Origin of the sequence: Flagellimonas meridianipacifica (genome assembly GCF_003001695.1) — a bacterium.
Lineage (GTDB): Bacteria > Bacteroidota > Bacteroidia > Flavobacteriales > Flavobacteriaceae > Flagellimonas > Flagellimonas meridianipacifica.
Map to the genome: position 1 here is coordinate 1,652,025 of NZ_PVYX01000002.1, position 25,479 is coordinate 1,677,503.

The 25,479-nt window shown below is 39.3% G+C and carries 19 protein-coding genes and 1 tRNA gene; 12 read left to right on the forward strand and 8 right to left on the reverse strand.

Annotation, left to right across the window (positions count from 1 at the left end):
- Window positions 1-3 precede the first annotated feature (3 nt).
- Window positions 4-945 (reverse strand): hypothetical protein, encoded by a 942-nt coding sequence (locus tag CLV81_RS17610; RefSeq protein WP_106146862.1) that lies wholly within the window; start codon window positions 943-945, stop codon window positions 4-6.
- 99 nt (window positions 946-1,044) lie between these two features.
- Window positions 1,045-2,055, reverse strand: coding sequence for a 4-hydroxyproline epimerase (locus CLV81_RS17615; protein ID WP_106146864.1), 1,011 nt, complete (start codon window positions 2,053-2,055; stop codon window positions 1,045-1,047).
- 165 nt (window positions 2,056-2,220) lie between these two features.
- Here CLV81_RS17615 and CLV81_RS17620 point away from each other — a divergent pair, with 165 nt between their 5' ends.
- On the forward strand, window positions 2,221-3,774 hold the full coding sequence (locus tag CLV81_RS17620; RefSeq protein WP_106146866.1) for a M28 family peptidase: 1,554 nt from the start codon (window positions 2,221-2,223) through the stop codon (window positions 3,772-3,774).
- A gap of 53 nt (window positions 3,775-3,827) precedes the next feature.
- Here the strand turns inward: CLV81_RS17620 and CLV81_RS17625 are convergent.
- Window positions 3,828-3,903: transfer RNA gene (locus tag CLV81_RS17625), tRNA-His, on the reverse strand.
- 286 nt (window positions 3,904-4,189) lie between these two features.
- On the opposite strand from CLV81_RS17625, the gene CLV81_RS17630 reads away from it, so the two are divergent.
- A complete protein-coding gene (locus CLV81_RS17630; RefSeq protein WP_106146869.1) occupies window positions 4,190-6,265 on the forward strand; it encodes a tetratricopeptide repeat-containing sensor histidine kinase in 2,076 nt (691 codons plus the stop codon).
- On the opposite strand, the gene bshB1 is transcribed toward CLV81_RS17630, so the two are convergent.
- The 3 genes from bshB1 to CLV81_RS17645 are packed head-to-tail and all read right to left on the reverse strand — an operon-like array spanning window position 6,266 to window position 9,612.
- On the reverse strand, window positions 6,266-6,988 hold the full coding sequence (bshB1, locus tag CLV81_RS17635) for a bacillithiol biosynthesis deacetylase BshB1 (RefSeq protein WP_106146871.1): 723 nt from the start codon (window positions 6,986-6,988) through the stop codon (window positions 6,266-6,268).
- 10 nt (window positions 6,989-6,998) lie between these two features.
- A complete protein-coding gene (locus CLV81_RS17640) occupies window positions 6,999-8,168 on the reverse strand; it encodes a trans-sulfuration enzyme family protein (protein ID WP_106146873.1) in 1,170 nt (389 codons plus the stop codon).
- A gap of 34 nt (window positions 8,169-8,202) precedes the next feature.
- A complete protein-coding gene (locus CLV81_RS17645; protein WP_106146874.1) occupies window positions 8,203-9,612 on the reverse strand; it encodes an MATE family efflux transporter in 1,410 nt (469 codons plus the stop codon).
- 206 nt (window positions 9,613-9,818) lie between these two features.
- Here CLV81_RS17645 and CLV81_RS17650 point away from each other — a divergent pair, with 206 nt between their 5' ends.
- On the forward strand, window positions 9,819-11,123 hold the full coding sequence (locus CLV81_RS17650; protein WP_106146876.1) for a M14 family metallopeptidase: 1,305 nt from the start codon (window positions 9,819-9,821) through the stop codon (window positions 11,121-11,123).
- 3 nt (window positions 11,124-11,126) lie between these two features.
- Here the strand turns inward: CLV81_RS17650 and CLV81_RS17655 are convergent, their stop codons facing one another.
- On the reverse strand, window positions 11,127-14,363 hold the full coding sequence (locus CLV81_RS17655) for a cytochrome c biogenesis protein (RefSeq protein ID WP_106146878.1): 3,237 nt from the start codon (window positions 14,361-14,363) through the stop codon (window positions 11,127-11,129).
- A gap of 135 nt (window positions 14,364-14,498) precedes the next feature.
- Between CLV81_RS17655 and CLV81_RS17660 the strand changes: the two genes are divergently transcribed.
- The 6 genes from CLV81_RS17660 (at window position 14,499) to CLV81_RS17685 (ending at window position 21,826) form a co-directional block, all read left to right on the forward strand.
- Window positions 14,499-15,260, forward strand: a complete 762-nt coding sequence (locus tag CLV81_RS17660; protein WP_106146880.1) for a Rossmann-like and DUF2520 domain-containing protein — start codon at window positions 14,499-14,501, stop codon at window positions 15,258-15,260.
- Complete coding sequence (locus CLV81_RS17665; protein WP_106146882.1) at window positions 15,244-15,771, forward strand: KdsC family phosphatase; 528 nt, start codon at window positions 15,244-15,246, stop codon at window positions 15,769-15,771. The genes CLV81_RS17660 and CLV81_RS17665 overlap by 17 nt, the downstream gene beginning before the upstream one ends.
- Window positions 15,764-16,366: a Maf family nucleotide pyrophosphatase gene (locus CLV81_RS17670; RefSeq protein WP_106146884.1), complete on the forward strand. Its 603-nt coding sequence runs from the start codon at window positions 15,764-15,766 to the stop codon at window positions 16,364-16,366. Before CLV81_RS17665 ends, CLV81_RS17670 begins: the two co-directional genes overlap by 8 nt.
- A 36-nt stretch (window positions 16,367-16,402) precedes the next feature.
- Entirely contained in the window at window positions 16,403-17,365 is a 963-nt protein-coding gene (locus CLV81_RS17675) for a septum formation inhibitor Maf (RefSeq protein WP_211298020.1), read from the forward strand.
- A 114-nt stretch (window positions 17,366-17,479) separates the two neighbouring features.
- Window positions 17,480-20,011 (forward strand): PIG-L family deacetylase, encoded by a 2,532-nt coding sequence (locus CLV81_RS17680; protein ID WP_106146886.1) that lies wholly within the window; start codon window positions 17,480-17,482, stop codon window positions 20,009-20,011.
- Between the two features lie 108 nt (window positions 20,012-20,119).
- Window positions 20,120-21,826 carry a sodium:solute symporter family protein gene (locus CLV81_RS17685; RefSeq protein WP_106146888.1) on the forward strand — a complete coding sequence of 569 codons (1,707 nt, stop codon included), beginning with the start codon at window positions 20,120-20,122 and terminating at the stop codon, window positions 21,824-21,826.
- 43 nt (window positions 21,827-21,869) lie between these two features.
- Here the strand turns inward: CLV81_RS17685 and CLV81_RS17690 are convergent, their stop codons facing one another.
- Window positions 21,870-22,712 (reverse strand): DUF2911 domain-containing protein, encoded by an 843-nt coding sequence (locus CLV81_RS17690; protein ID WP_106146890.1) that lies wholly within the window; start codon window positions 22,710-22,712, stop codon window positions 21,870-21,872.
- 221 nt (window positions 22,713-22,933) lie between these two features.
- On the opposite strand from CLV81_RS17690, the gene CLV81_RS17695 reads away from it, so the two are divergent.
- Genes CLV81_RS17695 through CLV81_RS17705 form a run of 3 tightly spaced genes read left to right on the forward strand, consistent with a single transcriptional unit; the run spans window position 22,934 to window position 25,429 of the window.
- The gene (locus CLV81_RS17695) at window positions 22,934-23,431 is read left to right on the forward strand and encodes an SRPBCC family protein (RefSeq protein ID WP_106146892.1); all 498 of its coding nucleotides are present in this window, start codon (window positions 22,934-22,936) and stop codon (window positions 23,429-23,431) included.
- 1 nt (window position 23,432) lies between these two features.
- Complete coding sequence (locus CLV81_RS17700) at window positions 23,433-24,125, forward strand: SDR family NAD(P)-dependent oxidoreductase (protein WP_106146894.1); 693 nt, start codon at window positions 23,433-23,435, stop codon at window positions 24,123-24,125.
- Complete coding sequence (locus tag CLV81_RS17705; protein ID WP_106146895.1) at window positions 24,125-25,429, forward strand: cryptochrome/photolyase family protein; 1,305 nt, start codon at window positions 24,125-24,127, stop codon at window positions 25,427-25,429. The genes CLV81_RS17700 and CLV81_RS17705 overlap by 1 nt, the downstream gene beginning before the upstream one ends.
- Window positions 25,430-25,479: the final 50 nt, after the last annotated feature.

Here is a 25,479-nt window from a genome sequence, read left to right on the forward strand (position 1 = left end):
TATTCAATTGGGGTTCTCGCCTTTTTCTTGGTCTTGGGCTTCTTCTTCCGGGTAATAGGTAATTCGTCTTGTGCTATATGCGTTGCTAGGAGTAGTGATTTTCTTTATCCAGTTTTTCTCTGTGCTATTATCAAATTGGAAAATAAATTCCTTTACGGATTTTGCATTTTGGGTCTCTGTGGTTTCTTTCATGGGCATGCCATCACTACCATAACCTACACGAACCTTTTGAGAAGAAACAAACTGTTTTTTGGAAACATCATAGTTGAACGTTTCTGTTTTTAAAAGTCTTCCAGAGGCGTCAAAAGTTTTTTCGACCGCGCTATTTGGTTCCCCATCTACAAATTCCTTGGTAAGTATTACCTTATGCTGCGTGTTTCCTACTTTCTTTTCTGAAACCCGTTCCATCTTTTCCAAAAGACCATTATGAAAAACGCTCTGGGTAGTTTCATTTTTGTATTGCTGATACTCAATAGTGGTTTCATCCACACCTTCAGCATTGGAAATCACTATTTTCCGCAACCTATTCTCTTCATCATAGAAATACTCCTGTTGTTCCAGAAATTGTTTGTCGTACGAGATGATTTTTTCCAAAACCTTTCGAGGTGAAACAGTATCAATGGAGTAAAAATTCACCATGGAAGTAGCGGCATCCAAAACATCGTCTTTATAGCTTTCCATTCTCTTTTCAACCAAGTTGTCACCCTCATATTTATACAAGGTGATGTCCTGATCAGATTCATTGTATTGGGTTATGGTCCGATTCAATCTTCCCATCTTGTCAAACTCAAAAAGCTCCCTGCCATAATCGGTAATGACAAGACATGATTTTACCTTACCACGTAAATCAAAATCCTCTACTTTGAAAATCTGAATTTCTTGCGAAAAAGCTATCCCGCTGAAAAACAAAGTTGTAAAAAAAAGAAGAGTGTATTTTTTTATCATAGTGCAAAATTAGTTTTATGACACCAATAAAAAAATCAAAAGAGATGCCATATTTAAAAAATAACTTAAAAATATCAAGTTGGTTACTTTGGTGCTTCCCTAAATTACCTGAAAACCGGTGGCATAGGGATCATCATCTGTATCAATGGTAATCGTATTCCTTCCATATACCTTGGCCCATCCCTTGATTGACGGAACTATTGCCTCTTTATCGGCCAAAGTGGTTGCCTTTTCAATTTTACCCACAAATTTGGATCCTATGTAACTTTCATGGATGTATACATCCCCAACTTCTAATAAACCTTTGCCATGCAGTTGGGCTATACGTGCAGAAGTACCTGTACCACATGGAGAACGGTCAATGGCCTTGTCTCCATAAAACACGGCATTTCGTCCTGATGAACCCTTGTGCATAGGGGCTCCGGTCCATAAAACATGGGATACTTTGTTTATATTAGGATTTTCGGGATGCACAAAAGCACCAACATACTTTTCATTTATTCTGGTTCGCAGTTCTTGTGAAAACTGAATCAAGTTGCTCGCAGAATACTCTTGAATTCCCGTAAAATTTTCTTGCGGGTCAATTATCGCATAAAAATTACCTCCATAAGCTACATCGAACTTCAACTTTCCTAAAAACGAGGAATCTATCTCAAGATTCTCAGCGTCCAAATAACTTTTTACATTGGTAATCTGGACCCATTCCACTTTTTTATCCGGTTTGTGATATCTAATTTCTACCAGGCCTGCTGGTGCTTCCATCCGAACTATACCATCAGCTTTTGGAAGAATGAGCCCTTCTTCCAAGGCTATGGTAATAGTACCTATTGTTCCGTGACCACACATAGGAAGGCATCCACTGGTTTCAATGAAAAGAATCGCAATATCATTTTCGGGTTCATGTGGCGGATACAGAATACTGCCGCTCATCATATCGTGGCCTCGAGGTTCAAACATAAGCCCGGTTCTTATCCAATCGTATTCTTTCATAAAGTGCTGCCGTTTTTCCTCCATGGTATTTCCTGTCAAATCAGGTCCCCCAGAAATTATCAAACGAACGGGATTACCACAGGTGTGTGCATCGATGCATTCAAACGTATGAACTGCCATATTTTAGAATTAACCAACCGAAAAGTCGAAATTATAAATAATCCTGCTCACAACCATCTTCAAAAATTCCTATTTGCTCTTATCCTATTGATGAGGCAATTTGGAGTCTCACATCTGATTCATCTTCTTTTAACTACATTTGAAAAGTTTTGAACATAAAAGAGTATGAAAAATGTTTTCTGGGGATTTCTTTTTTTGATTTTCTCCTGTAACCCGTCCCATAAAACAGTAGCACAGTACAAACCTTCAAACAAGAAAGCAGACCCCATAGCTTATGCCCAATCCATTACTGAAAATGATTTAAAGGAACATTTATATATCTATGCCTCAGATGATTTTGAAGGTAGGGAAACTGGAACAGAGGGTCAAAAAAAGGCTGTGGCATATCTTAAGAATTACTATGAATCTTTAGGTATTCCGGCTGCCAAGTCGGATGGAGATTATTTTCAAAAGGTCCCATTGCTAAAATCAAGTGTTCCAACTGGAGCCATTACAATAAACGGAACGGAGTTTACTATTGGGGAAACCGCCATTTCATTTGCCCCTGCGAAAGGAAATCATGACCAAATTGTTTACTTGGGGTATGGTATTGAGGAAGAAACCTATTCAGATTACTCCTCAGTTGATGTAAAGGATAAAATTGTCCTTATCAAGTCAGGAGAGCCCAAAAATGAAGATGGAACCTATGCTTTATCAGGCACTATTGAAGCATCCGTTTGGAGCAATATGTCTGAAGCCATAGGTAAGAAATCACAGTTAGCGCTAGAGAAAGGGGCTAAGGGCGTTTTATATTTTGATTCAGAAAACTATGCGCGCTATTCGGAATATTACTCATTCATTAAAAACAGTACCAACCATAGAATGTCCTTGCTTGATGAAGCAAATAACACTTTGCTTATGGTATTGAGTCTTGATGCAGCTAAAAGTCTTCTCCCAGATATTGAAACTGATGATATTCCCAAAAATCTAAAAACGGATATCACATTGGATGTGGTAAGTACCGGACTTGTTGATTCTGAAAATGTAGTAGCCCTTTTAAAGGGTACTGAAAAGCCTGATGAATATGTAGTCATCTCTTCCCATTTAGACCATATTGGTGTTACAGCAGATGGACAAATAAACAATGGGGCGGACGATGATGGGTCAGGCAGCGTAGCTCTTTTGGAAATAGCACAGGCCTTCAAAAAAGCCAAAAACGAAGGTAACGGACCTAAACGTTCTATTGTTTTCCTTCATGTAACTGGAGAAGAAAAAGGGTTGTTGGGCTCCAAATACTACACGGATTATGACCCCATTTTACCATTGGAACAAACCGTGGCCAATCTAAATATTGATATGATAGGCAGAACTGACCCTAAACGGGAAGGCGATAGAAATTACATCTACCTCATCGGTTCGGATAAGTTAAGCACAGAGCTTCATGATTTATCGGAGGCAATCAATGAAAAATACCTGCAAATTGAATTGGATTACAAGTACAATGATGAAAACGACCCAAATCGGTTTTATTACAGAAGCGATCATTACAACTTTGCCAAAAACAACATTCCTATCATTTTTTATTTTAACGGTACCCATGAAGATTATCACAAACCAGGTGATACTCCCGATAAAATAAACTATGACCTTCTTGAAAATAGAACCCGATTGGTCTTTCACACAGCTTGGGAAGTAGCCAATAGAGAAAAAAGAGTGGTTGTAGACAAGCCCACGGAGTAAGAAAAGAAATTCCATAAAACAAAAAAGCCCCTTTAAAAAGGGGCTTTTTTAATGGGTGGAAGATCGGTCTCGAACCGACGACCTCCTGAACCACAATCAGGCGCTCTAACCAACTGAGCTACAACCACCATTTAAAAGCGGATGCAAAGTTAAATTTTTTTATCAATTCTATCAAAAGATTTATGCTACGGATTAGAAGCTATTTCCATTTAAAATGGAATACCAGTAGTGGGTTCGTTTTCCAAAGCTGGCATCCAGTGCAATCATTTATTGAACCACACATCGATAAATTCTATGCGTTCATCTGGCAAACCTACATATTTTATACGTTCACAACATAAAATTCTACGGCGATTTTTTTGTGCCTAATTTTACCTTGTTAGAGATTTTATTTCCCATGTCCCAAATCGCTAATATGAATCCAACCTACCTACTTCGTTCCCTTAAAAAAATATGTCTTTTTGGGATGCTATTCTTATTCGCACTGAAACTGCAGGGTCAGAAAAGAAAAAGAGATAGTGTCGCCTATAGAATTAAGCATTTGGTCTCCACCAATAAGTTCAGTACAAAAGATTCCACTCATATTGATTTATTGGCCAATTATTCAAAGTATTATCGATTCATCAACAACGATAGTCTTTACACTATTTCCAAAAGGGTCTTGAAACTTAGTAGGGAAATTGATTACAAGCAGGGAGAAATCAAAGCACTGGAAAATATTGGATTGTTCTATTCCGATAAAGGCAATTATGAGAAGGCGCTACAAAACTATAAAAATGCGCTAGAGGTAGCCCGAAACATCAAAGATACCAAATCTGAGCTTGATATCATAAATGATATGGGGCAAGACTATGCCTATATCGGTGATTACGCTAAAGCATTGAACCTGTATTTAAAGGGATTGGACGTTGCGCATCAGACAAATCAAAAACGGATGCTGTCCATACTCAATGAAAACATCGCTAATCTGTATGTGGATCAAAAGGATTTTAAAAACGCACTGACTTTTTACGATAGAATTCAGGCAATAAACGAAGAACTTAAGGACGAAATATTCCATGCTGAAACACGAAGTAACATAGCTTCATTATACAAGCAAACAAAAAATTATGAGTTGGCCATGTTCAACATCAATAAGAGTATCATAACCTTTGAAAAGGAGAAAATCTATGATTGGTTGGCCTATGCATATGAAGTAAAAGGTAGCATTTATTTAGAACAGAAGAAGTATCAATGGGCATTGCATTGGTATGATCAAAGTAACATGCTACACAAAAGGCATTTGCAGGATGATCGTGAGAAAATCAATCTATTGAACGGTATGGCCAAGGTATATTTAGGATTGGACCGTGATAGCCTTTCACTTTCCACGGTAAAAGAGGGCTACTACCTTTCCAAAAAAATCAAATCCTTGCAGGGGCAAATTGATTGTTCTGAAACACTCTATCAAATTCATAAAAAACAGGGGGCAAATGATATTGCGCTGGGATACTTGGAAACCTTCAAAAAGCTATCGGATTCACTTTCCAAGGATAAAAACAAACAGAGTTTGGCTCTATTGGAGACCAAATTACAGTACCAGCAGGAAAAACAGGAACTGATTGCATCCAATAAATCGGCCTTGGCAAAACAAAGAAACTACATCTATTTTTCTGTTTTGATGGTTTTGATTCTTTTAACGGTTCTGCTTCTAATTCGTCGTAGTGAAAAGGTTCAAAAGAAATTGAACAAGGAACTCAAGTTAAAGTCCATAGAAGTAAGCAGACGAGAAAACGAGCTTTCTGAGATTAATAAGACAAAAACCAAATTGTTCTCAATCATTGGGCATGACTTTAGAGGCCCAATTGGAGCACTACAGGGTATGTTGAAACTATTTTCTGATGGCGAAATCAGCAAAACAGAGTTCTTATCCTTTATTCCCAAGTTACGCAGCGATGTTGAAAACATTTCCTTCGCGCTGAACAATCTGCTCTCTTGGGGGCAAACACAATTAAATGGTGTGGTTACCAAGCCCAAGCGTATACAGTTGGAAAAACTAGTTTTGGACAACGTCAAGCTTTTGTCTGAAATAGCGGCAGGTAAATCCATCAAAATTATCAATCGTTTGCCGGAAAACATGCTAGTATGGGCAGACTACAATCAAATTGACATTGTGGTGCGGAATTTAATGAGCAACGCAATAAAATTTACACCAGATGATGGATTGATTACCATTGAAGCCAAAGAAGATGCCGATGTATGGCAGATAATGATCAAAGATACCGGTATCGGAATGAACAAAGAAATTCAGAAAAAGGTTTTTGCCGACTCCAACAACATTACTACCTATGGTACCAATAATGAAAAAGGAACCGGTTTAGGTTTAACCCTGTGTAAAGAGATGATCAACAAAAATAAGGGACAAATCTGGGTAGAAAGTACGCTTCGCAAAGGCTCCACATTCTATTTTACCATTCCAAAAGCTGAAAAAAGATATCAGCAGGCGAGTTAATCAAATAAGGTCGTCCAAATTGTCAACCCCTACAAATCGTTCTACGGTAAACCCTTCAGCATATTCCACTCCAATCAATCTGCCTAAATCCCTAGCTCGATAATTAACACTGTCAATAAAGTTTTTGCTACTGATAGGTGTCTCAGGTTCATCACTGTTAGGGTCAAAAAATTGAGAGCCATATGCCAAAATAGCATCTGTTTTTTTATCTATGAATCCGGAAACGTCTACAGCAAAATCAGGTGTTAGGTTTTTCCATTGAATATAGTGGTACACTACTTTAGGTCTCCAAGCCTCCTGCCATTCCTCCTCTCCATCCATTTTGGTGTCTATCTTTGTCAACCCACTCAAAAAACAGGCATCGCTCACCAACTTACTGCCTTTGGCATGGTCAATATGGCGATCATCCACGGCATTGCAAAGAACAATATCAGGGCAATACTTGCGTACCATTTTAATGATTTCCAGTTGATGAGCTTTATCATTGATAAAGAACCCATCGGCAAACTCCATATTTTCCCTAACTGCAACATTCAAGATACCCGCAGCCTTGGCCGACTCTTTATCCCGAATTTCTGCAGAACCTCGTGTGCCTAGTTCCCCTCTTGTTAAATCGATTATACCCACTTTCTTACCTCGTGACACTTCTTTTGCAATAGTGCCCCCTGCTCCCAACTCTGCATCATCAGGGTGGGCGCCAAATACTAGAATATCTAATTTCATCAATATCTTTTTATGCTGGTACAGTCATCGATTTCGTTTTGGAAATCGCTTGCTCAATATCGTGAACTAAGTCTTCTGTTTCCTCAATACCTAACGAAAAACGTATTAGGGAATCCTTGATTCCTTGTTTTTGACGGTCTTCTGGACTCATGAGCGCATGAGAAGTTTTAGTTGGGGAAATCATTGTGCTTTCTACCCCAGCCAAGCTCATTGATGGCTTTATAAGCTCCAAGTGTTTAAAAAACAAGGAAACATCAATGTCAGGACTCAATTCAAAGGAAAGCATCCCGCCAAAACCTGTCATTTGGGATTTGGCCAAATCATGACCCGGATGAGACTCGAGACCTGGATAATATACATTTTCCACATCTTGGTTATTTTTCAAGTAAGTGGCCATCTTCATGGCATTATCGTTTTGAGCCTTTACACGAAGCCCCATAGTTTTTACACTACGCTCCAACAACCACACAGTATAGTCACTTAAACTTCCACCAAAACAAATTGCCGTATGAAATACCTTATCCAAGTTCTCTTGGGAACATGCTACGACACCTGCGCAAATGTCGGAATGTCCGCCCATGTATTTTGTGGCACTGTGCAGAATAACATCAATACCTAAATCTGCTGGAGTTTGATTGATTGGACTAGCAAAAGTATTATCGATCATAGTAAGAATACCTTGTTTGGATGCCAGTTCGGCAACTCCCCTTAAGTCGGTAATGGTCAATAATGGATTAGAAGGGGTTTCTACATAAATCAACTTGGTGTTTGGTTTAACAACAGCTTCAAAATCGGATACTTCCCATCCATCTGTAAATGAATAGCTTATACCATATTTCTCCAGTTGGGTGACGGCAAAATTATATGTGCCTCCATATAAGGTCTGTTGAAAAACAATGTGGTCCCCGGCTTGTAAGAAAGTCATGAGAGCGGTACTGATGGCCGCCATACCACTACCAAAAATCATGGCTGCTTCGGTATGTTCCAAGGCAGCCATTTTTTTGCTCAATGCTTCTTGATTGGGTGTATTGAAATATCTAGGATACCTTTTTACATCTACATCTTCAAAGGCATAAGATGAACTCATATAAAGTGGTGATGCAGCTCCTTTGTATTCCTTATCTTCCAAAGTGCCAACGTGAGTGCATACCGTATTTGTTCCTTTTGGTGATTTCGTCATGGCATCAAAAATTTGATTAAATATACGAAACCAACTATACTTGAACTTCTTTCCACTTACCCTTTTTAAACCAAATTATTGCGATAATGGCCAGCAAGACCTCAGCAGATGTTATAGCCACAAAAACTCCTTTGGCTTCCCAACCAAAACTTAAGGCTGCCAAATATGCAAAAGGTAGTTGATATGCCCAAAATGCAATCAAATTGATTTTGGTTGGCGTTGTGGTATCCCCTGCTCCATTAAACGCGTTGGCGACTACCATTCCATAGGCATAGAAAACATAACCCACCGCAATAATCTGTAAACACAATGCACCACTATCCACTACACTTGGTTCAGAATTAAAGAGTGATATGATGTACTCTGCCCCAAAAAAGTAAATCACAGAAATCAAGGCCATAAAATACGCATTGTACTTTCCAGTTATCCACACAGATTTTTCGGCTCTATCCGGTTTTTGAGCACCAAGATTCTGGCCGACCATTGTAGCAGCAGCATTACTCATGCCCCATGAAGGCATCAATGTGAACATGATTACCCGTATGGCAATAGTATATCCTGCCAGAACCTCACTACCAAATTCGGACATGATTCGCATAAGAAAAACCCAACTCGAAGTACCAATTAAAAACTGGGCTATGCCCCCTAAGGATACTTTGATAAGATTCACCATTACCTTGATGTTAACAGCAACATCCTTCATTGCAAGCTTGATTCTACTCCATCCAAAAAACAGAATACCGATTTGGAAAAGTACTGCGGTTCCCCGCCCAATATTGGTCGCAATAGCAGCACCCATTACCCCATATTCAGGGATAGGACCCCATCCAAAAATGAATATTGGGTCCAAAATAATGTTTAACCCATTGGAAAGGACCAACGCCCACATGGCTATGGAAGCATCACCAGCACCACGAAAGATGGCATTGATTAGAAACAGCAGCATTATGGTAATGTTTCCGCCTATGAGAAACTGGGTGTACCCATATCCTTCCGCTATCAAATCGGGTTCCGCACCCATGAGACCCAAAATCTCCTTGGAGTAAAAGATGCCTACCAGGCCTAAAAGTACAGCTACTAAAATACCGAGCATAATGGCCTGCACAGCCGCTATTCTGGCACCTGAAACATCTTGCTCCCCAATCCTTCTGGCAACAACGGCAGTCGCCGCCATACTTAAACCTATCGCCAAGGCATAAATCAAGGTTATTACGGATTCTGTTAATCCAATGGTGGCAACTGCATTTACACTTACCTGAGATACATATGCAATATCCACTAGGGCAAAAATGGATTCCATCAGCATTTCCAGAATCATGGGAATGGAAAGCATGAATATAGCCTTTCGGATACTACCAGATGTGAAATTAGTTTCTTTGCCCGTTACTGCAATCCAGAAGTAACTGAAAAATTTTTTGAATGAATTTGTATTTGAATTCGTCATTATTGATAAGAATTATGTTGTAGAAAAGTAAACAGCGGGTCAGCTCAGTTAAATACCGATTAGAAATTGCCGGAAGTGGCTATGACATCTATTGCTGACATAATTCTTATAGCTTCATAATGGCACAAAGATGATACTTTTTTTCAATTTTGGTGTAAATTCCCCAATAAAAATTTTTCAACCACCTCTTAACTCCGCCAAACAAAATGAGAAGCTCTGTTTATTTATTTATACTAATCTGTATACTTTTTCTGTCCTGCAAGAACTCTATCGCGGTAGCTGATTCTGAAACTACCCCACCAACTTCTCAAGGATATCAAGGACAGGCTCCGAGCCCTATTGTCCCTACAGTGGACAAACCTGTACAGAGACAATGGAAGGGAATTTGGTCATTTGAGGATGAATCGGTCTTCTTTAGCAATGATTTTGATGGGGCGCGGTTGAACGGTGTTGCATCCGATGGAAACAATCATTTCACGGTTTGGATTACAGCTGAGAACACGCCTATAAATGTAAGTCCCTGGTATGCCTTTAAGGTTTGGTCCAAAGAGCCTAAAGAAATAACGATTAAACTAAGCTATCAAGATTCAAGAAGTCGGTACTACCCCAAACTGAGCAGGGACGGAATTCATTTTAAACCAATTGACAGCATAAGTTTTAAGGCAATAAATCCTGGAGAAGGAGACTTTGGTATTAAAGCTGCACCAGAATTCGCTGAACTTAAGCTTGAAGTAAATCAAGAACCCTTATGGGTCTCTGCTCAAGAACTCTACACATCAAAACGCGTTGAAAGTTGGGTGGATTCTTTATCCATGAATACCTATGTAAAATCCTATGAGATTGGAAGAAGTCATGAAAAACGTCCCCTTAACTTAATGGAGATTTCCAATGGTGGTACGCAGAAAAAAGCTGTTATGATTATCTCACGACAACATCCTCCCGAGGTCACCGGTTTCTTAGCAATGAAATCCTTTATTGAAAAAATTTCAGGGGATTCGGAACAAGCAAAGAAGTTTAGAAATGAATTTACGGTATTTGCGGTTCCCAATATGAATCCCGATGGTGTGGACAACGGACATTGGAGACACAATATGGGCGGTATCGATTTGAACAGGGATTGGCAGAACTTTAATCAGCCCGAAACTCAAAGTATCAGAAAGTTTCTAACCAACAAAAAAACAGAAGGATATGAGTTTGTATTTGGGGTTGATTTTCATTCTACTTGGGATGATATTTATTATCCCTTGGACACCACGGTAACCGGCCAAAAAGGGAAAATTGTCTTTGACTGGATAAAACAAATAAGTGATAGACTGCCCCAAAAACAAACCAATGTAAAACCCTCAGACCAATTGAATCCAACCATGGTTTCGCGTACCTATCTGTTTGTAGAGCATGATATGCCTGCCATAGTTTTTGAACTTGGAGATAACACGCCTCGCGACTTTTTGAAGGAAAAAGGTGAAGTTGCCGCAGAAGAATTGATGGAACTACTACTTAAAGAAAACTGACCTTTACTGTTCACTTAGCATCTTGGGCAACCCTTCGCCTTGAGGTTTGTTGTCTGATTTTTTTGATGAAGTTTCAATGTAATTCACACGATACCTCCAGTAACTGATGCCACCAAGAATCAATACCCCCAATACGATGTATTTTACGTAATCAGGAGTAATGGCAGCAGAACCTGATTGGGCATAACTATGCAAACCGACAAGATAGAAATTGACCCCAAAGTAGGTCATCATGATTGAACCATAAGCAGCAACGCTCATGAAATTATAAAACCATCTTCCACGCAAAGCAGGAACAAAACGCATATGGAGAACAAAGGCATAAATCATAATAGAAATCAATGCCCAAGTTTCTTTTGGGTCCCAACCCCAATAGCGCCCCCAGCTTTCATTGGCCCATTGTCCTCCCAAAAAGTTTCCTATGGTTAACATGACCAATCCAATTGTAAGAGCCAATTCGTTAATAATGGTCAACTCCTTTAGATTGATTTCCATCCGGGTTTTGTTCTTTTTGGTAGTAAGAATCATCAGAATCAAAGCTGTCACACCCAGAATCATACCGACGGTCAAAGGACCATAACTTCCAACAATTACAGCCACATGAATCATCAACCAATAGCTGTCCAATACGGGAACAAGATTGCTAATGGCAGGGTCAACCCAACTTTGGTGGGCAATAAATAAGAGCATGGAAGCAACAAATGTGCTGGCTGCCAAAGTAAGGTCGCTTTTTTTAATAAAAAGCAATCCTAAGCCCAAAGTTGCCCAGCTCACGTAGAGAATACTCTCGTAGGCATCACTCCATGGAGCATGACCGGATATATACCATCGCAGTATCAATCCAGTCGTATGCCAAATAAAAAGAATCACAATGATGCCCTTAAAAAAGTAAGTTGCCGCTTTCCAAATTTCCCTCTCCTTGAAGATTCTGAATATCAATACAAAAAAGAGAAAGACCCCCAGTACCATGTAGTATTTGTAAAGCCTATTAAAAATATCCAGTTTGTTATAAATAATCTCGGTCTTTATTTTTTCATCGGAAGGTAGGACTTCGGAACCGTGGTTTTTTTGGTTTTGCTTAAAAGCTTCTAAAAGCTTGTCTGCCTGCGCATAATCTCCGGTTGCAATGGAATTTTGAAGCGTATTCAGGTAGTATGGAAGTGCGTTGGCCATAAAATTGGCATACAAGGAGTCTTGCACTTGATATTGACCCCCGCGAAATTCCACCGCAGAAATCCATTTATTGTTCTCATCGTTCAGTAAAGGAAATACTTTTAAAATTTGACCACTCAAAGCCATTTCCAATAGACTGAATCGTTCATGCAGTTTAATGAAGTCTTTTTGAAACTTATTGGGATTCGTTGTAGAAGTCGCCTCTTCCAAATAAGGCTTTAGGCGATACATACCAGTAGCGTCAAATAAATCTGTGGCTTTAATGTATTTCTCTCCCTTTTTTACTTTTAGTATCTCCCGAATACTATCATTTTGCTTTGAGCCTAAGTTGGTAACAATAAATTCAGTGTGGTACCAAGCAACTCGGTTAAGCATCATGGATAAGAAAACTTGATCAGAATCAAGTCCACGAAATTTATCCTTACCACTTAACTTCCTAAGAAGTTCGGAAGTAAAAGTATGCAGGGGTTTCATACGTCCTCCTTCATCCTGTACCACCAACGCTCCAAATTTTTCAGCATGTTCTTTAGAAACGGTGGTCGCCTTAATTACAGAGTCAATTTGAGCACGTGTAGGTGCGGTGATATGATTTTGAGAAGTTTCCTGTGCGAAAGAAAGGGAGCTAATAAAAAAAACAAATACCGCTAAAGCCGCTTTTTTCTTTTGCACTTTTTTCAATGATGTAGCTAAATCGCGAAATCTGGTTTTGCCAAAAAGCATAATTCCCATCAAACCTACATACAACAAGAAGTATCCAATATATGTAATCCAGGTACCCCAAAGGTCATGATTTACCGAAAGAACGGTTCCTTTTTCGTCTGGATGAAAACTGGATTGAAAAAATCTATATCCTTTATGGTCCAATACATGATTCATGAAGATGTCATAATCAAAATTACGTTCATCCTCAACTGTAATCTTACTCATAAAAGAAGCATAACCTGTTTCTGTTCCTGGGTACTTTTCAGCTATAAAATCATTCAACTGGATAGCAAAAGGCAATTCATGGATTTTAGAGCCATAGCTTAAGGAAAATCCAAGTCCCCCAACATTGATTTTGTCCGAAAAGTCAGAAGTTCCCTTACCGCCCAAAAGTTTTAGTTCCTTGGTTTCACCATTCGAAGAAATGCCCACTACAAGAGCATCCATAGTGGCATCCGTTACTTCTTCCTCTGGTACTTTGACGATTCCATAACTGCCCTTCACTAAAGGTTCTGGAATTACAAATTGCATTCCGGCCAAATTGTACAAAGACCGAAGTTGCAGTATTTGAAGACTATCTTGGACCACATCACCTTGAAACTGATCTGCCATTCTCATAAATCCACCCCCAAATGATGTCTTTATGCGATATCCAGAATCATCTGAAGCAAAAATGTTTATCGCACCTGGAGTTTCATTATTAAGGGTAAAAATGACGTTGTGTATACTGGCAATCTGTCCATCTTCCAAGTAGTGTTCGTGGCGTTGGCCATCACCCGCTTCCACTATTTTTAAATAGGATTTTCCATTTTCATCAGGAACAAGGCCTTCTTTGGCACCTTCAATGAAATCCATATAGGTTATGGAAAAATCCTGTCCATTGAAATCCGACCGCCAAGGAAGACTGGAACGCATTCCTTCTGCTGTAACAAGTATATCGTCTTCCAATATCCTGCGCTTTACCTCACCATTAATCTCTCCATCAACGTAGGCAGTCAAATAGGTTTTATCCGAATAAAATCGACTTTCTGAGGCTCCTTCCCGGATAGGCATCATCCCCTCATAACTAATATATCGGGTTACAAAAGCACCAACAATTATCAAAATCCATGAAAGATGAAGAAGGAGAACTGGCCATTTCTTCCAAGACAGTAGTCTATATCTAAAAATATTCCCCACAAAATTGATTACAAAAAATACCATTATCGCTTCAAACCAAGTGGCATTGTAAATGTAAATTCGAGCTGTTTCCGTACTGTACCAACTTTCCACAAAAGTTCCTAAGGCCATTGCCGTAGCAAAAACCAAAAACAGGACGGCCATGAGTTTAGTGGAGAAAAGTGTCTTCTTTAAAATATCGACCATGTATACAAAGCTGTATTTGGCTTGCAAAATTACCACCTTTTTATAATTCTAAGTGAATGGTACTGCTTTAAAAAGTTAAACAGTTTTGTTAATTCTTTTTAAAAAGTGATTTAAGTCAAATTTGTAGTTTTGACCATGCTCAAGGTAGTTGTGATTGGCACGGGAAATGTTGCAGAAAACTTGATTCATGCTTTGAATGAGTCAGAACAAGTAAAGCTTGTACAAATTGTTGGGCGGGATAGGCATACACTGGAAAAGTATACGAACATAGCCAACGTCACATGGGATTTTGGGAACATAGAAGACGTGGATATCTATATTATAGCCGTTTCCGATGGTGCGATAGAAACCGTCTCGAAAAAACTCTCGAAAAAACAGGGGATTGTTGTGCATACCTCAGGTGCTACTGCAATGAATAGCATCTTATCAGAAAAAAAAGGTGTTTTTTATCCACTCCAGACCTTTACAAAAGGAAGAGTTTTAGACTTCTCAAACATTCCCATTTGTGTTGAAGCATCCAATACAGAGGGGGTCTTCGTGCTCCGAGAACTTGGAGCTTGCATTTCTAAAAGAGTATATGAAGTCAATTCTGAACAACGTAAAAAACTACACTTGGCTGCAGTTTTTGCAAATAATTTTTCAAACCACCTCTTTCATATAAGCGAAACACTTTGTGTTAAAGAAGGGTTGTCATTCGAACTGTTAAAACCCCTAATTTTGGAAACTGTCGAAAAGCTGGAAATCCTTTCCCCCTTTGAAGCTCAGACGGGTCCCGCGAGAAGAAAGGATACAGAAAGCATGGAAAGACACTTGGAGCTATTATCGGACAACCAACATAAAAAACTATATAAATTACTTAGCCAGGCAATCACAAAGACCTATGAAAAAGAACTATAAAGAACTTTTGAACGATATTACCACTTTTGTTTTTGACGTGGATGGCGTATTCACTGATGGCTCCATTTTGGTCACCACCAAAGGTGAAATGTTGCGAAGAATGAACGTAAAGGACGGATATGCCCTGAAAACTGCCCTGCAAAAAGGATATAATGTCTGTATAATAACAGGAGGAACCAATGCGGGAGTGAAAGAACGACTTAGGGGCTTGGGCGTTACTGATATCTATTTAGGAGCACATCATAAACAAGACCCTTTGGAGGAATATTTGGACATTTATAATATTGACCGCAAGAATGTTGTCTATATGGGCGATGATCTCCCAGACATACCTCCGATGCGCTTAGTAGGTTTGGCTGCTGCACCTCAAAACGCCGTTGCTGAAGTAAAGGCTATTTCTGATTACGTTTCGCATAAAAATGGTGGTGAGGGATGTGTCCGGGATATTATCGAACAGGTTTTAAAAGTCCGGGGGGATTGGAATGATAATTTCAGTGCCAAGAATGACTAGTCTAAATCCACTGGCCCAAAAACTTAAAGGTTACCATCTTATTCTGGGTTCTGGTTCTCCAAGACGTAAACTATTTTTAGAGCAACTTGGATTGGATTTTGAAGTACGGAAAAAGGAAGTGGAAGAAATCTATCCAGAACATTTGAAAGGAGAGGAAATATCCCGATATCTTGCAGAACTTAAAGCATTTCCATTTAAACCTGAACTGGAAGAACACGATATCCTGATAACTTCAGATACGGTGGTATGGCATAAGAATCAATCCTTAGCCAAGGCCTCAGATGCAAAAGAAGCTTTTCAGATGATTCGTATACTATCTGGAGAATGGCATGAAGTCATTACTTCTGTTTGTATTACTTCGAAAAAAATACAAAAAACGGTTTCCCAAACCACCCATGTAAAGTTCATGGACTTTTCCGATACCGAAATCGAATACTATGTTGAAACGTGTAAACCTTTTGACAAGGCTGGAGCTTATGGCATCCAAGAGTGGTTGGGCCTAATCGGTATATCTGAAATAAAAGGCTCATATACGAATGTGGTTGGTCTGCCTACACATCTCGTTTACAAAACGTTAATGGACATGGTTTCTTGATATGGGTTGCTTAATTTTGTAGAAACCCGTGTTGATATGAAAAAGTTAAAACCCTCCAAACTTCAATTCATTCCTATTTTTATAGCTCTTCTTATTGTAGCTGCATGCAATACATCCACAAAGACAAATGACAAGGAGCTAGCTTTAAACAATGAAAAAGAGATTGCCAGTTCTGTTACGGAACTTCCCAAAAAGCCACTTTCAGAAGAATTTAAGAAATACTGGTATGCAGGAAATGCAGAGATTACATCCTTCGAATTGGAGCAGGCCAGGTATGGTGAAATTAGAACAGGAAAATCTGTTTTGATTTATGTAACCGAACCTTTTCTACCTAGCAAGCAGGTAAAGGCAGACCGTAGCAATCCAGGCAACGTTCAAGTGCTAAAGTTGAATGCCACTAAAAAATATTTGACAGGTATCTACCCCTACTCCATTATGTCGAGTACGTTTTATCCTGTTTCTGATAATCAACACGCTATAAAGACAAGCCTTTCGGTACAGGAGTGGTGTGGGCATGTCTACTCCCAAATTAACAATAGGGATAAATTCGAGTTTACTTCACACTCTTATTTTGAAAGTGAGGCTGACGAAAACCTGAGTATCGATAAAAGTGTTCTTGAAAATGAGATTTGGACCAAAATTCGAATCGACCCCAATGATTTACCTATTGGCGATATTAAAATGGTTCCCTCTTTAGAGTACATCCGTCTAAGGCATAAAGAGTTTAAAGCTTATAGCGCAAATGCCTCAATGGAATCCAAAGGTGATAATACCATTTACACGATTTCCTACCCGGAGTTGGAAAGGAGGCTTTCCATAACCTTCTCTTCGTCTTTCCCGTATACTGTTGAAAGCTGGAATGAAGAATTTAAAAGTGGCTTTGGTCCAAATGCCAAAACGCTCCAAACCAAAGCAACACGATTGAAATCCCTTAAAACACCCTATTGGGGACAAAATGGCAATGATGATTTGGTTTTAAGGGATAGTTTGGGGCTTTAAATCTTGGTTCATACCCCCAAGAATGTCCTAATTGCACCTTGTTAAAGATGTTCTAAATTGTGTTTGGTCTGAATTGAATCTTTCTATATTTGGCTAACCACTAAAACCGCTAACATGCGAAATTTTTGGGTCAGATTTCTGACTTTACTGCTTGTCGTACCCTTTTCTTTTGCACAAAGGCCCTCCAAACTATCATCAACCGAGATTCATCATAACTTAAAAAAGTTGAATTTTTTAGGCACCGCACTTTATGTAGCTGCTCACCCTGATGATGAAAATACCAGGCTCATTTCGTATTTGTCCAACCATGAGAAGGCAAGAACTGTTTATCTCTCTCTTACCAGAGGTGACGGTGGTCAAAATCTGATTGGACCGGAATTACGAGAACTATTGGGAGTCTTGCGCACGCAAGAACTATTGGCGGCAAGAAGTGTGGATGGTGGTGAACAGTGGTTTTCACGTGCCAATGATTTTGGATTTTCAAAACATCCTGAAGAAACTTTGACCATTTGGGACAAAGAGAAAGTATTGGGAGACGTAGTTTGGGCCATTCGGAATCTAAAGCCTGACGTTATCATAAATCGTTTTGACCACAGAACCCCTGGAACAACACATGGGCACCATACCACATCTGCAATGCTGAGTGTTGAAGCGTTCGATTTAGTCAATGACCCAAATATTTATCCAGAGCAATTGGAATTTACAGAGGTTTGGCAACCTAAAAGAGTGTTTTTCAATACCTCTTGGTGGTTCTATGGAGGTAGGGAAAACTTTGAAAAGGCAGATAAATCTAATCTATTAAAACTGGACACTGGAGTATTTTATCCAGAATTAGGGTTATCCAACAATGAAATTGCGGCGGTTGCCAGCAGCCAACATTTATGTCAAGGTTTTGGAAGACTTACTACTCGTGGTTCCCAGGACGAATATGTTGAGCTTCTAAAAGGTGATATGCCCAAAACCAATAATCTTTTTGAAGGTATAAACACTACGTGGTCAAGAATTGAAGGCGGTAAAGCTATTGGTGATATTTTATACGGAATTGAAAACAATTTTGATTTTACCAATCCAGCAACCCATGTTCCACAATTGATTGAAGCCTACAAATTGCTTCAAAACGTAAGCAACGAACATTGGAAAAAGTTAAAATTGGTGGAGCTTAAAGATTTGATTTTAGCCTGTTCCGGTCTTTATCTAGAAGCCAGCGCTGCCACTTCCTCAACTACACCTAACAATTCTGTAGAGCTCAATTTTGAAATATTGAACAGAAGCAATGTCGCTTTTGATTTGAAAGAAATACAACTGGTAGGTTCCAGCGCAAAGTTGTCTCCAAATATCAGCTTATCGAATAACAAGAAGGAAAATCTCTCTTTGGATTTTTCAATTGCGGATAACCAAAATATTTCTGGACCATATTGGCTAAACAAGCCGTGGAGCTTGGGAATGTATGAAGTCAACAATCAACTCATGATTGGAAAGGCAGAAACACCCAGTGCCTTTGAAGTAGACTTTATTCTTTCGTTTGATGGTTTCAACATCCCATTTAGAAAATCTGTGGTATATCGGTTTTCCAAGCCAGACAGGGGTGAACTTTACGAGCCATTTGTGGTCTTACCGGAAGTGACAACGCAAATTGATGAAAAAGTACTGATTTTTGCTTCCAATGAACCTCGCAATGTTACAGTAAAAGTAAGGGCAGGAAAAGACAATGTTTCAGGAGAAGTTCAATTGAATCACCCAGAAGGCTGGGTCGTTTCCCCTAAGACTGAAAACTTTTCAATAGATAAAGTGGGTCAAGAACAAATCCTAACCTTCAAAGTGGTTCCTCCAAGTGGAGATAGCGAGGGTAAGATTTCTCCAGTGGCAAGAATCAACGGTGAGGAATTTGACAAGGAATTGGTTGAAATCGCCTATGCCCATATCCCAAAACAATCGGTCTTACTCACTTCTGAGGCCAAGGTAGTCCGAATGAATATTTCCAAAACAGGAGAGCACATTGGATATATAATGGGTGCAGGAGATAAAATTCCCGAGAGCTTGGAACAAATAGGGTATCAGGTACATTTGATTGACCCCAATGACATCCAAAGTGGTTCGCTAGAAAAATACGATGCCGTTGTTGTAGGAATTAGAGCCTATAACGTAGTTGAAACATTGAAGTTTAAACAACCCTTTTTGTTTGAATATGTTGAGAACGGTGGAAACCTTATAGTTCAATACAATACCGCCAACAGATGGCGCAAGCAAATTGACAACATTGCCCCTTTTGAGCTATCTATTTCTCGGGATAGGGTAACCAATGAAAATGCACCTGTAAATATTTTGGCCAAAGACCACTCTTTGGTAAACTTCCCCAATGCAATTACAGAGGGAGATTTTGATAATTGGGTGCAAGAACGAGGTCTATACTTTCCAAATCAATGGGGGTCAGAGTTTACCCCTATACTCTCCATGAACGATAAAGGCGAATCTCCGAAAGAAGGAAGCCTTCTAATTGCCCCGTATGGAAAAGGACATTACATTTACACGGGTTTGAGCTTTTTCAGAGAACTTCCCGCCGGTGTATCAGGAGCTTACAAGCTTTTTGCCAATATGCTTTCCATCGGTAAAAGTGAAATGAAATCAGAAAACAACGTTAAAGGATAATGGAAAATGAATTCCGCTGGAAAAAAGAGTACACAATTGTAATAGTATTGAATGTACTTTATATCTCCATTTTCTATTTAATCATGGCATTTAACAATTAACCACCAAATGGGTATACTGGATTGGATTGTTCTGGGCAGCACGCTGCTCTTTATTGTGGCATATGGTGTATGGAAAACAAAGGGCAGTAAAAATGTTGACGATTATGTATTAGGGGGCCATGACGCCAAATGGTGGACCATTGGACTTTCGGTAATGGCCACCCAAGCGAGTGCTATTACTTTTTTATCGACCCCTGGACAAGCCTTCCATGATGGAATGGGTTTTGTACAGTTTTATTTTGGCTTACCGTTGGCGATGATATTCATCTGTATGGTTTTCATCCCGATATACCGAAAACTTAAGGTCTTTACCGCTTATGAAATGCTTGAGGGCAGATTTGATTTAAAAACCCGTACCCTTACCGCAATCTTGTTTTTGGTTCAACGTGGCCTTGCTGCCGGAATTACCATTTTTGCACCGTCCATTATTTTGTCTGCCGTATTGGGTTGGGACTTAAGAACCTTGAACATCATTATAGGGATTTTGGTAATTGCATATACCGTTTCAGGGGGTACAAAGGCCGTTAGTGTTACTCAAAAACAGCAAATGTTCATTATCATGGTGGGTATGTTCTTTGCCTTTTTCTTTATTCTTGGTTCCTTACCAACCGGAGTTTCCTTTAGTGAAGCACTCAAAATTGCTGGCGCAAACAACAAACTGCAAATATTGGACTTCAGTTTTGATACCCAGAACAGATATACTTTTTGGAGTGGAATCACGGGTGGGTTCTTTCTAGCATTGGCGTATTTTGGAACCGACCAGAGTCAAGTACAACGCTATCTTTCAGGAGAATCCGTTCGCGAAAGTCAATTGGGCCTAATTTTCAACGGAATTTTCAAGATTCCAATGCAGTTCTTCATTTTGCTGGTTGGAGTTATGGTCTTTGTTTTTTATCAATACAATGCTTCTCCTCTAAACTTCAATCCAGCCGCTACCGAAGCTGTTCTTCAATCCGAACAAAGTGAAAAGTATATCGCTCTAGAGGAAAGTCATTTAGCACTTGAACAGGAAAAGAGAATGGCACAAGAGGATTTTTCAGCAGCTTTGGAATTAAAGGAGTACAATACCATAGTTCAAGCAGAACAAAACATTCAAAAAATAAACCAACAGGAAAGGGCGAATCGGGAAGCAGCTAGAAATTTAATTGCATTGGCCGATGATTCGGTTGAAACCAATGATAAGGACTATGTGTTCATTCACTTTATTTTGAACAATTTGCCCAATGGTCTAATCGGCTTGTTGCTTGCCGTTATTTTATCTGCAGCGATGTCTTCAACAGCCTCTGAACTCAATGCCCTGGGTACCATTACAGCGCTTGATCTTTACAAAAGAAACCAGAAAGAACAAAAGGATGAAAAACACTATTTAAAAGCCACCAAGGGATTTACCTTGCTGTGGGGCATAGTAGCCATACTCATTGCTTGCGTTGCCAACCTTTTTGACAATCTTATACAACTCGTCAACATTATTGGTTCTATTTTTTACGGAAACGTATTGGGTATTTTTCTGCTGGCATTTTTCTTCAAATTCGTAAAGGGGGATTCGGTTTTTATTGCTGCCATAGTGACCCAGATTATTGTCATTGTGGGTTGGTATTTCGATTGGATGTCCTATTTGTGGCTAAATGCTTTCGGATGCCTATTGGTAATTGTCTTGGCATTACTTTTGGAAACTTTTGATGGATACCTACGAAAACCTCCGATAAAAACATAAAAAAAGCCCACCGATGGGTGGGCTCTTAATATTTGATTTCGGCTTATAATGCCCCCCACTCTTTAAGTGAGTCTTTGTTCAGTTTTACGTAATCTTGGTTACCCGCTGTCTCTGCAGCTGCAAGTGACTTTTTAGCGGCATCTATAGCACCTTTTTTGTCTCCTAGCTTGGCATAAATCAAAGATTGTCTCCTCATTACCCAATAAGCCTTATCATTCATGGAAACGGCTTTATCTATCCATTCCTTGGCCTTGTTTAAATCTTTTCCCTCCTCATAATAGTAGGAAGCTGCAGCATACAATTCGCTGGCACTTGGTCCGGCCATTACTCTGGTGATACTCTCATCCGCCTTTTTTGCAGTAGGAACTTCAAACTTTACTCCAACATATGCTTTCTCCCACATCAGTCCCAAGGTAGCTCCATTGTTATGAAGATCATCGATGGTTATAGTAAAAGTTTCTATCGGAAACTCTATTGGAAATACTTCGGCGGTGGTTTTGGCTGCCACTTTACTGTCATCCCATTCTCTAGGTGTACCCCAGTTATTGGTATCAGAATAAAAAATAACCTCCCAAGAAGCTTTACCTGGTTTTGTATAAATGGCATAATCTCCTGCTTTAAGAGTTTGTCCATCCACAGTTACGTCATCACTGAAACTTACCATGGTGTTTTTATTGGCCCCTGTTCTCCACAACTTGTCATATGGAACAAGATTGTCGAAAACTGTCCTGCCCCTCATAGAGGGTCTAGAATACTCCACAGTCACTTCTGTTAAACCAACCGTCTGGGTCATTTTTGAGAAAGGACTGGGTTGAGGTGTTTGCAGTTGTGCTTCCGCTGATAAACAAAGCGTCAATGCAAACATGAATACAACGAATTTTTTCATTTGAAAGTGTTTTAGATTTGTTAGTGAAACAAAACTAAATATAATGCTAGGTTGGCTTTGTTAACAAACCCTTAAAAGGCGAACAGCGTTTCGATGAAATAAGGTCGAGAAACGTTCAGGAATCACTTAGAAAACACTTAGTACAAACCATAATACATTTTTGTTTAATAATTTATATTTTTCTTTAAACAAAATAGATTTATCTTTGTAGAAAATCAGGTATGCAACTCTATCAACTGCGGTCACGACAGGTATTTCCCATTTCCAAACAAGAAGCATGGGACTTTCTTTCCAACCCTGCAAATCTTAAAGTGATTACTCCAGAACACATGGGATTCCACATTTTGGATGGAGCGGATACCGAAATGTTCCCAGGGCAACTCATTCAATATATTGTAAAACCGTTTCCTTTCTATACTGTTAAGTGGGTAACAGAAATAACCCATGTTTCAAAGGGCAATTATTTTGTGGATGAACAACGGTTTGGTCCCTACTCGCTGTGGCATCATAAACACTTTTTAAAAGAATTGGACAATGGTGTTGAAATGTTAGATGTTGTGGATTACAAACTTCCTTTTGGCATTTTGGGGCAATTGATGCATCCATTTCTAGTCAAAAAAGAGTTGCAAAAAATATTTGCGTACCGGGAAGAAAAATTAACTGAACTCTTTGGTACAGTGGAGGGCGAAACTCCCGTTCTTGAACTTAAATCAATATAAAATGAAAAAAAACATAGTCTTGGTTGGTGGGTCTTATGGTATTGGATATGAAGTGGCAAAACAAATGTCAGAATTCCATAATGTCTATGTAGCTTCCCGCACAAACGAATATCTCGAAAGGGAAAATATAAAGCACATTACGTTTGATGTACTAGCCGATGATTTATCGGCAATATCCCTCCCTGACACTATTGATGGTTTTGTTTTTTGTCCAGGATCCATCAATCTAAAGCCCCTGAAAATGCTGACTATTGATGCCTTTCGTCAAGACATGGAACTCAATTTTTTTGCTTTGGTCTCAGCGGTAAAAGCGATTCTTCCAAAAATGTCAGAAGGTGCCAGTATGGTCTTTTTCAGTACAGTCGCAGTCAATACGGGAATGCCTTTTCACACAAGTGTATCATCTGCAAAAGGAGCCATTGAAGGTTTTGCGAAGTCCCTTGCAGCCGAAAATGCACCAAAAATTAGAGTGAACGTCATTGCACCTTCATTAGTTGACACACCTTTGGCCAAAAGGCTGTTGAACAATGACAAAAAGAAAGAGATGATGGCAGCGCGGCATCCTCTGAAACGAGTAGGTAATGTAAATGATATCGCCAATATGGTCACCTTTTTATTGAATCCTGAAAACAGTTGGATTTCGGGTCAGGTTATTCAGATTGATGGCGGTATGTCCTCTTTAAATGTAAACTAATGTCTAAAAAGCTGAACATTTTTTGGTTCAGAAGAGACCTGCGTTTGGACGATAACGTTGGACTGTATCATGCCCTGCAATCTGAAAACGAGGTCTTGCCCATTTTTATTTTTGACTTCCACATTTTAGAGCGATTGCCAAAAGAGGATGCAAGAGTATCTTTCATTCATGGAGCGCTTCAAAAAATCAAAAAAGAGTTGAATCAAAAACATGGAAGTGATTTAGCTATTTATCACGGTAAGCCTGCAGAAGTTTTGTCCCAGCTTATCCGAAATTTCAATATTGATGCGGTTTTTACCAATCATGATTTTGAACCGTATGCCAGACAAAGGGATTCGGAAATAAAGAAGCTTCTGGAAGAACAAGGTATTGTTTTCAAGACTTTCAAGGACCAGGTCATTTTCGAAAAGGATGAAGTTGTCAAAGATGATGGAAAGCCATATGTAGTTTACACACCTTATAAAAATCGATGGAAAGATATTTTCAATCCTTCCATACATTTAATAGACCATACCCCCAATTTTGATAATTTAGCGAGCTTACAAGATTTTCCAAATCCAAGCCTAAAAGATATTGGTTTTCTGCCTTCCAAAATCAAAGTCCCAGAGTACGTTGCTACCCCCAAGCTAATAAACAACTATGAAGCAACGCGCAACTTCCCTGCAATTAAGGAAGGAACTTCCAGACTAGGTCCCCATCTTCGTTTTGGAACAGTTTCCATTCGGAAAATGGTTAAAAAGGCTATTGCCGAAGAGAATGATGTTTTTTGGCATGAACTTATTTGGAGGGAGTTCTTTATGCAAATATTATGGCATTTTCCCCATACTATTGATAAGGCTTTTAAACCCAAATACGATCGCATTGAATGGAGAAACAATGAGGAAGAATTTGAGCTTTGGAAAAATGGCCAGACCGGATACGCCTTAGTGGACGCCGGAATGCGGGAACTCAATGCTACTGGATATATGCACAATCGCGTAAGAATGTTAGTCGCCAGTTTTTTATGCAAACACCTTCTCATAGATTGGCGATGGGGTGAGGCTTATTTCGCTGAAAAACTCTTGGATTACGAACAGGCGAGCAATGTGGGCAATTGGCAATGGGCATCAGGAAGTGGTGTGGATGCAGCGCCATATTTTAGAATTTTCAATCCCATGACCCAAGTGGATAAATTTGACAAACAAAAGGAGTATATCAATACTTGGGTTCCAGAATTACAAGAACTTACATACCCCAATAAGATGGTGGACCATAAAATGGCAAGGGAACGCTGTCTTAGCACTTACAAAACAGCTCTCGAATAGGACTTTTTTAGTACTTTTAGGTATTCTGGTGAACCATAACTTATATGGTG

What these genes read in the sequence shown, in the direction of transcription:
- CLV81_RS17610 (WP_106146862.1), bottom strand. Translation starts at nt 945, where the DNA reads ATGATAAAAAAATACACTCTTCTTTTTTTTACAACTTTGTTTTTCAGC.
- CLV81_RS17615 (WP_106146864.1), bottom strand. Translation starts at nt 2,055, where the DNA reads ATGGCAGTTCATACGTTTGAATGCATCGATGCACACACCTGTGGTAAT.
- CLV81_RS17620 (WP_106146866.1), top strand. Translation starts at nt 2,221, where the DNA reads ATGAAAAATGTTTTCTGGGGATTTCTTTTTTTGATTTTCTCCTGTAAC.
- CLV81_RS17630 (WP_106146869.1), top strand. Translation starts at nt 4,190, where the DNA reads ATGAATCCAACCTACCTACTTCGTTCCCTTAAAAAAATATGTCTTTTT.
- bshB1 (WP_106146871.1), bottom strand. Translation starts at nt 6,988, where the DNA reads ATGAAATTAGATATTCTAGTATTTGGCGCCCACCCTGATGATGCAGAG.
- CLV81_RS17640 (WP_106146873.1), bottom strand. Translation starts at nt 8,168, where the DNA reads ATGACGAAATCACCAAAAGGAACAAATACGGTATGCACTCACGTTGGC.
- CLV81_RS17645 (WP_106146874.1), bottom strand. Translation starts at nt 9,612, where the DNA reads ATGACGAATTCAAATACAAATTCATTCAAAAAATTTTTCAGTTACTTC.
- CLV81_RS17650 (WP_106146876.1), top strand. Translation starts at nt 9,819, where the DNA reads ATGAGAAGCTCTGTTTATTTATTTATACTAATCTGTATACTTTTTCTG.
- CLV81_RS17655 (WP_106146878.1), bottom strand. Translation starts at nt 14,363, where the DNA reads ATGGTCGATATTTTAAAGAAGACACTTTTCTCCACTAAACTCATGGCC.
- CLV81_RS17660 (WP_106146880.1), top strand. Translation starts at nt 14,499, where the DNA reads ATGCTCAAGGTAGTTGTGATTGGCACGGGAAATGTTGCAGAAAACTTG.
- CLV81_RS17665 (WP_106146882.1), top strand. Translation starts at nt 15,244, where the DNA reads ATGAAAAAGAACTATAAAGAACTTTTGAACGATATTACCACTTTTGTT.
- CLV81_RS17670 (WP_106146884.1), top strand. Translation starts at nt 15,764, where the DNA reads ATGACTAGTCTAAATCCACTGGCCCAAAAACTTAAAGGTTACCATCTT.
- CLV81_RS17675 (WP_211298020.1), top strand. Translation starts at nt 16,403, where the DNA reads ATGAAAAAGTTAAAACCCTCCAAACTTCAATTCATTCCTATTTTTATA.
- CLV81_RS17680 (WP_106146886.1), top strand. Translation starts at nt 17,480, where the DNA reads ATGCGAAATTTTTGGGTCAGATTTCTGACTTTACTGCTTGTCGTACCC.
- CLV81_RS17685 (WP_106146888.1), top strand. Translation starts at nt 20,120, where the DNA reads ATGGGTATACTGGATTGGATTGTTCTGGGCAGCACGCTGCTCTTTATT.
- CLV81_RS17690 (WP_106146890.1), bottom strand. Translation starts at nt 22,712, where the DNA reads ATGAAAAAATTCGTTGTATTCATGTTTGCATTGACGCTTTGTTTATCA.
- CLV81_RS17695 (WP_106146892.1), top strand. Translation starts at nt 22,934, where the DNA reads ATGCAACTCTATCAACTGCGGTCACGACAGGTATTTCCCATTTCCAAA.
- CLV81_RS17700 (WP_106146894.1), top strand. Translation starts at nt 23,433, where the DNA reads ATGAAAAAAAACATAGTCTTGGTTGGTGGGTCTTATGGTATTGGATAT.
- CLV81_RS17705 (WP_106146895.1), top strand. Translation starts at nt 24,125, where the DNA reads ATGTCTAAAAAGCTGAACATTTTTTGGTTCAGAAGAGACCTGCGTTTG.